The following is a 5,254-nucleotide window of genomic DNA, read 5'->3' as shown; positions in this document are numbered from 1 at the left end:
TGCCCCCGCCAAAGGCGACCAGTACGACGAGGTCATCGAGACGATGAAAGACCCCGAACGGAGCACGTTCGCGTTCGTGATGTACCCCGAGTACACACCTATGATGGAAGCCTACCGGGCCGCCGCGGACCTCAAAGATCAGGTCGGCATCGAGACCTCGCTAGTCGTTGCCAACTACCTCCTGCCTGAGGAGTACGGCGACAACGCCTTCTTCGCGAATCGGCGCGCTCAGCAGGCGCAGTATCTCGACGAGATCCGTGACCGGTTCGACGCGCCGTTGATGTTGGCGCCGCTCCGGCAGGACGAACCGATCGGGCTCGACGAACTCAGCGCCTTCGGTGAGGAGATTACCGGACTCGCAGACGTTGTCGGAGCGGACGCACCGGAGGTGACGCCCTCGTGAGCGACGCACAGGACGTGGAAGGTGCGGCCGAGGACAGCGTGGGTGTACCCGATGAGGAAGACGTAGAAGCCAACGTCGAGGCGGCCCTCCACGAGTTCCTCGACACGCTCGGCGAGTCTGAGACGTATCAGCAGTTCGTCGCGGCCGACGAGGCGTTACAGGATGATGACGACGCGATGGCGCTGCTCCGCGAGTACCAGCAGAAGCAACAGCAGATGCAACGCGGCGGCTTCGACGAATCGGTGATGGCCGAGCTGAAGCAGCTCCAGACCGAGATGTCGAACAACGAGACGATCCAGCGTCAGCAGGCCGCACAGGCCGATCTGATAGAACTGCTTCAGCGGACGAACGACACCATCAGCGACGAGATCGGCGAGGAGTTCGCGCGATCCACCGGAGGTGGGTGCTGTTGAGCGCTTCCGGTCAGGATGCCAGCGAGTCCGAAGTGACTGACGAAGCGGTCATCGCGGCCGCCGAGGCACTCGGCGAAGAGCTCGCGACGGCGAAAGAGTCCTCCTCGGAGTTCGCGTTCACCACGATGGTGATGCAGTGTAACGAGGCGATCGGCGACGAGACCGGTGTCGACTACGGGAGCGTCTGCGGCGCCGACGACGACGGCTGCTGTTAGCGGAGGTCGACAGGGGTCATTCCGGCTGACGACCCTGCCAATTGTCACTCCGCAGACGGAGTTTGCGACAGGAGTTCGTCGAACAGCGAGACGACACGTTCTTCGATCTCGTCACGAATCTCACGAACCTGCTCGATCGGACGCTCGTGGGGATCGTCGAGCCCCCAATCGCGATTCTCGCCGTTCCACGTCGCCGGGCATACGTCCGATGCCGAACACCCCATCGTGACGACGATATCGACCGCCTGTAGCTCGTCTGGCGTCACCTCTCGCGGCGTTCGGTCGCTGAGATCGATGTCTCGCTCTCTCATTGCTTCGACGACAATCTCGTGGACGTGGTTCGCGGGCTGTGTGCCACCGGTAAGGATCGTAATCTGATCGCCCACACCGCGACGGTCGCGCTCGCGCTCAGCGAACGCTGCCGCCATTTGGCTCCGTCCTGCGTTTTGGACGCACACGAACGCTATCTGGTGGTCCGTCCGCTCATCGGATTCAGTCACACCTCCACAAGCGAGTGGGATCGGTATAGCTGTTACTTCAGGGACGGCAGCTCTTGATAGGCTATCTGAGAAGTACTCTCAGGCCCGTGTTGAGCTATTGAGACGTATATACATCACAGGCTCTGTTGAAATCCTCAACAAGTGATATATTCTGACCTAGTCGCGGTCAGTATAGACAGAGTATTTACTCAATCTGGAAGCCATTTGTGCCGAAGAGCTCAGATGTTCGACAATCGGATGAAGTAGGGCCCTCAGACATTAGCACGCCAACTAACTGCTGCAACAGAGGCACCGAACAGAATTGGTAGTGCAACATCCCCCAGACTGGTCGGTGGAAAGTACTTCATCGACACATAAGCGATGTACGCTTCGATAAATGGTTGATGAGAGCCACTATTCAGAACATTAAGTGCACTCCACACCCCTGCGAAACCTCCACCGTACTTGAAGAAATTCACGGGACGCGCGAGGGGGGCGAAAATGAAGTACTTGAGCATTCCCCAGTTCTTTCCCATACTTTCGAACAATACCGTTCAGTTATACTTCTTTCCCCATCGACAGTACGCATTCTTCAGCGACCAGCTGTTTCAGCTCAGTTTGTGTCTGAAGAATAGGATTTCAACAAAGCCACATCACATATAAGTTCTCAAGTCGACAGCATCGATTCTGCTGTTTATGGGTGATGATGTGCCGGTTACTCTAGGATTCGTTTGTGTACAAAATGCTGGTCGCAGTCAGATGGCAACAGCGTTCGCCGAACGCGAGCGTGACCGTCGTGGACTCGAAGACAGTGTTGAGATCATTACCGGTGGTACTCATCCCGCCGACAGCGTCCACGACGAGGTCGTGACGGTCATGCAAGACCACGAGATCGATCTCTCGGATCGAGTCCCCCGAGAAGTCTCAACGACTGAGCTCGAATCATGTGACGTCGTCGCCACAATGGGATGTTCGACACTCGAACTCGATGCTGAAGAGATAGATGTTCGCGACTGGGCGCTAACAGATCCTGACGGCCAAGATCTCGATCAGGTCCGTGAGATCCGAAACAATATCGAACAGCGGGTGACAGACTTGTTCGACGAAGTTCACCCGAACAGTTCACGGTGAATCAAGGGTCTGCTGGAGCAGTACTCGAATGACGGACCATTATTGATTTAGTGGGTTTTTAATCAAACTATTTCTGAGAAAACAAAGGCACGCATGAGATCAATCCTCCGAAGTTATAGAATGTTCACAGTTTCGGAGGATAGCCCAGTTTCAGATCGAATTAACATCACTTCGTGGTTCTTCTCACCGACCAGTCCTGATTTGGATCCTTACCGATCGCATCTACTGGGCGGACGTGCGAAATTGCGTAGATTCTGCCGCTCCTGATTAGGGTTGTCACTCCCAAACGGCGGACTCAGGGGGATCAGCCGGTTAGTCGTGTGGAATCAACGACGAGGCAACGAGCTCAACACACTCACCCGCAGTAATCACAGGTGCGTAGTCCATCTCACCTCCCACACTCGCTTTCAGCAGGAAGTCGGTGAGCCGCCAGATATTGTACAAGAGGACCGCGAAAACGAAGTAGAACAAACGAATGCGGTAGTCTTTCGAGGAGGTCTTCGCGAGAAAATCACCTTTGATCGATTTGTACTCACTCTCGATCTGCCACCGGCGGCTGTAGCGCTGACAGAATGTCTCGGCTTCCTCAGGACCGACTCGTAGATTCGTCGCGAAGACGGCCGTTCCCTCCCCACTCGTCGACGGCACGTACAGGAGCCGCATTGGATGCGATCCAGATTCTACATGGATAGAAGCCGACTCAACAGCCATCTCTTGGTCGTCTCCCTCCATTTGTTCGAGCACATCCCGTTCGGAGCTTGAGACTCGCTTCGGAATGAGGTAGTTCACATCGAGGTTTGAGAGTGTCTGGAACACTTGTATCGAGTCAAACTCTCGATCACACAGCACCGTCTCGATCGGAACTTGTTCTTTCGCTCGTCGAACGAGCCGTCGCACAGTACGATGGATCTGATTCGACGGGTTCTCATCCCACTCGGAACTCTCACGGACCGGCTCAACCGCCAGAACGAGCGGGATGTTCTGCCCGATGATCGAGAGGGTTGCGAATTTGAATGCTCGACCGTCTCTGTCCTTGGTCCCGCTGACCATCGGCATTCCTTCGACCTCTCCGTAATAGGGAATAGTCGTGATATCGATTGCAGCGGTGACCGGCCTTCGAAAGGATGCTTCCGAGGCGATCACGGAGAGCAAGCGATCCGTTGTCTCGTTGAATCCGTTCACGAGTTCTTCGGGATCGAACTGCTTGACGGCGCGGAGGTGGGTATCACCATGGGGGCTGTACTCTTCGCCATGGCGATATTGGAAGCGAGTCGCTCCCTGCGCAGTTCCACAGTGGACCATCCCCATGAACGTCTGTAGCTCAAAGAATTGTGTGTCCTCGTACGAGGCGTTCGACGCCCGACCAGAGTCGAAGTGACCGAAGGCGTGATCACGCGCGAGGCGCGTTGTCTGGATGATCTCCTCCTGTGAGAAGGATTTGTCTTCTACTGGATCTGCGGCTTCTTGCGTATCGTCGACGATCTCTGCCTTAGGCCGCACCTCCGGCGCTGAGATGTCGCGATCGTGGACTTCCTTGATGACGTAGTGGGCGGCTGTGGTGACGAACTCCCGGGTCGCCTCGTCGAACCGGTTACGCCAGGTCCGCGAGAGCACCGATTCGTCGGGGATTTTCTCCAAGTCGAAGACAACTGCGAGTTCGGGATACTGGGCGAGCGAACGGTAGCTTTCGCCAGTGAGTTCGCGGTAGAGTAACAAGCGTACCATCCCCTCGAACGAGTGCGGTGCTGGATGCCACTCTGGGTAGCCGTCATTGAGCGAATCGAACGGCCCCTCCAGAGTTCGAAGAGCCGTGCAGAGGGACTGATCGGCTTTGAGTGCCTCTGTGAGTGTCAACCCGACAAGGTAGGCGTCGGTCAATCGGTGCTCCTGAGAAGTCATGTGAGCTATCCCATCAGCCAGTCACACAAGCGGCGCGATCCCATCCTCTTTGCGCAGGAACCGCTGCTGTTGAATCGGTCAGCACAAACAAGTACTCTGTAAGTCTCGCAGCTACGCTTCGTTCACTCATAGCTAACACCTTCATTGATGATGACTCAATCATCCTGCTCGACGTTGAGGGTGAGAAACTGGTCGGGAGATTCTGGAATCAACTATGCTGAGATAACTCGTGTGAGGACAACCAGCTTCTCAAGAAGAGGCGCGGCGTGAGTGGGAAAACTGGCATCTATAGCCCGTTAAATCGGTTTACAGAGTGCCATCTATCCAAACTGCACCGATTTTCTGATTCCGAATACCAACCGTATGCAATCGAAAAACCCCTCCTAAAGCGATCAGGCAGAGTTTCAGTCTGCAGTTTGGGTGCTAGTGGATGGTGTCACTCCTGGAAGCTCGGGGATGGATAGATCCACCCGGCGGAGCAGTTGCGCGTTGATGGCGACGATTACTGTACTCAACGACATCAGAAGCGCACCCACAGCGGGAGACAGCAGAATCCCGATCGGTGCCAACACGCCTGCTGCGAGCGGAATCGCGAACACGTTGTAGCCGGCGGCCCAGACGATGTTCTCCTGCATCTTCCGGTAGCTCGCCTTACTGAGTTTCACGAGTCGCACTACATCCATCGGGTTGTTCTGCACGAGAATGACATCCGCC

Annotated in this window: 7 protein-coding genes and 1 pseudogene; 4 read left to right on the top strand and 4 right to left on the bottom strand. The window is 55.9% G+C overall.

The features are described from left to right. The 3 genes from ESO89_RS18145 to hcsS all read left to right on the top strand — a co-directional run. Positions 1-403, top strand: a 403-nt coding sequence (locus ESO89_RS18145) for an ArsA family ATPase (RefSeq protein ID WP_164932842.1), incomplete at its 5' end; no start/stop codon positions are given. Then, on the top strand, positions 400-816 hold the full coding sequence (gene hcsL, locus ESO89_RS18140) for a halo-CC-star protein HcsL (protein WP_128906789.1): 417 nt from the start codon (positions 400-402) through the stop codon (positions 814-816). The genes ESO89_RS18145 and hcsL, both read left to right, overlap by 4 nt. Continuing rightward, positions 807-1,031, top strand: a complete 225-nt coding sequence (hcsS, locus tag ESO89_RS18135) for a halo-CC-star protein HcsS (RefSeq protein ID WP_128906788.1) — start codon at positions 807-809, stop codon at positions 1,029-1,031. The genes hcsL and hcsS overlap by 10 nt, the downstream gene beginning before the upstream one ends. A 44-nt stretch (positions 1,032-1,075) precedes the next feature. Here hcsS and ESO89_RS18130 read toward each other — a convergent pair whose 3' ends face one another. Both ESO89_RS18130 and ESO89_RS18125 read right to left on the bottom strand, forming a co-directional pair. After that, positions 1,076-1,498, bottom strand: a complete 423-nt coding sequence (locus tag ESO89_RS18130; protein ID WP_394345384.1) for an arsenate-mycothiol transferase ArsC — start codon at positions 1,496-1,498, stop codon at positions 1,076-1,078. Between the two features lie 284 nt (positions 1,499-1,782). After that, positions 1,783-2,046 carry a hypothetical protein gene (locus tag ESO89_RS18125; RefSeq protein WP_128906786.1) on the bottom strand — a complete coding sequence of 88 codons (264 nt, stop codon included), beginning with the start codon at positions 2,044-2,046 and terminating at the stop codon, positions 1,783-1,785. A gap of 160 nt (positions 2,047-2,206) precedes the next feature. On the opposite strand from ESO89_RS18125, the gene ESO89_RS18120 reads away from it, so the two are divergent. Further along, positions 2,207-2,641: a low molecular weight phosphatase family protein gene (locus tag ESO89_RS18120; protein ID WP_128906785.1), complete on the top strand. Its 435-nt coding sequence runs from the start codon at positions 2,207-2,209 to the stop codon at positions 2,639-2,641. A 312-nt stretch (positions 2,642-2,953) separates the two neighbouring features. Here ESO89_RS18120 and ESO89_RS18115 read toward each other — a convergent pair whose 3' ends face one another. After that, positions 2,954-4,540, bottom strand: coding sequence for a transposase (locus ESO89_RS18115; RefSeq protein WP_128906784.1), 1,587 nt, complete (start codon positions 4,538-4,540; stop codon positions 2,954-2,956). Between the two features lie 404 nt (positions 4,541-4,944). Continuing rightward, positions 4,945-5,254 (bottom strand): annotated as a pseudogene (locus tag ESO89_RS18110) (heavy metal translocating P-type ATPase); the annotation flags it as partial.

The organism is Halorubrum amylolyticum (assembly GCF_004114995.1).
In the GTDB taxonomy this organism is placed as follows: Archaea; Halobacteriota; Halobacteria; order Halobacteriales; family Haloferacaceae; genus Halorubrum; species Halorubrum amylolyticum.
This window is presented reverse-complemented; position numbering and strand designations above follow the sequence as displayed.

What these genes read in the sequence shown, in the direction of transcription:
- ESO89_RS18125 (WP_128906786.1), bottom strand. Translation starts at nt 2,046, where the DNA reads ATGGGAAAGAACTGGGGAATGCTCAAGTACTTCATTTTCGCCCCCCTC.
- ESO89_RS18120 (WP_128906785.1), top strand. Translation starts at nt 2,207, where the DNA reads ATGGGTGATGATGTGCCGGTTACTCTAGGATTCGTTTGTGTACAAAAT.
- ESO89_RS18115 (WP_128906784.1), bottom strand. Translation starts at nt 4,540, where the DNA reads ATGACTTCTCAGGAGCACCGATTGACCGACGCCTACCTTGTCGGGTTG.